This window comes from Polaromonas sp. P1_E1_2 (assembly GCF_056406035.1).
On the sequence record NZ_JBFUAZ010000905.1, the window covers coordinates 1 to 1,113 of the forward strand.

The 1,113-nt window shown below is 60.8% G+C and carries 1 protein-coding gene and 1 pseudogene; both read left to right on the forward strand.

All coding sequences use genetic code 11. The features are described from left to right. Positions 1–148: pseudogene (locus tag AC1D1P_RS23965) on the forward strand (sulfate ABC transporter substrate-binding protein); the annotation flags it as partial. A gap of 11 nt (positions 149–159) precedes the next feature. After that, entirely contained in the window at positions 160–1,053 is an 894-nt protein-coding gene (gene cysT, locus AC1D1P_RS23970) for a sulfate ABC transporter permease subunit CysT (protein WP_477674738.1), read from the forward strand. Positions 1,054–1,113 lie beyond the last annotated feature (60 nt).

Sequence of the window (1,113 nt, forward strand, 5' to 3'; positions counted from 1 at the left end):
CTCGCAGGCCATCCTGAAAAAATACGCCAGCACCTTCAAGCCGCTGCAGCTCTTCACGGTGCAAGACGTCTTTGGCAGCCTCGGCGAAGCGCAAAAAGTGCACTTCAATGACGGCGGGCAGTTCGACAAGCTGTACACCGTCAAGTAAACCGCACCACCATGACTGCCTTGTCTTCTGTGGCGCCGCCTTCCGCGGTGGTGCCGGGAATCCCTGCGGGTAGCAAAAGAGCCGCCAGGCGGGTCTTGCCCGGCTTTCGTCTCACGCTGGGCTACACCGTGCTGTACCTTAGCCTGATCGTGCTGATCCCGATCTCGGCGCTGTTTTTCAAAACCTTCACGCTGAGCTGGGACCAGTTCGTCACCGCAGTGACGTCACCACGCGTGCTGGCGTCTTACCGCCTCACGTTTGGGGCATCGCTGATCGCCGCGCTCGTCAACCTGGTGTTTGGCCTGCTGCTGGCCTGGGTGCTGGTGCGCTACAAATTTCCGGGTAAAAAGATCGTCGATGCGCTGGTGGATTTGCCTTTTGCGCTGCCCACAGCCGTGGCCGGCATCTCGCTCACGGCTTTGCTGGCCGGTAACGGCTGGATAGGCCAGTACCTCGAGCCCATGGGCATCAAGCTGGCGTTCACGCCGGCCGGTGTAGTGATCGCGCTGATCTTCATCGGCCTGCCGTTTGTGGTGCGCACGGTGCAGCCGGTGCTGGAAGACGCCGAGAAAGAACTCGAAGAAGCCGCCACCTCGCTGGGCGCCACGCGCCTGCAGATTTTCACAAAAGTCATCCTGCCGCACATCACACCGGCGCTGCTCACCGGCTTTGCCATGGCCTTTGCGCGGGCGATCGGCGAATACGGTTCGGTCATCTTCATCGCCGGCAACATGCCCATGATTTCTGAAATCACGCCGCTCATCATCATCGGCAAGCTGGAGCAATATGACTACGCCGGCGCAACCGCCGTGGCGGTGGTGATGCTGCTGGTGTCATTCGTGCTGCTACTAGTGATTAACGGTCTGCAAGCCTGGCAGCGCCGCAATACGGGAGCGCCGGCATGAGTGGATCTTCTTCCCAATCTGCTCGCCGGGTTACGGCGGGTACGACCGAATCCCCGTGGG

What these genes read in the sequence shown, in the direction of transcription:
- cysT (WP_477674738.1), top strand. Translation starts at nt 160, where the DNA reads ATGACTGCCTTGTCTTCTGTGGCGCCGCCTTCCGCGGTGGTGCCGGGA.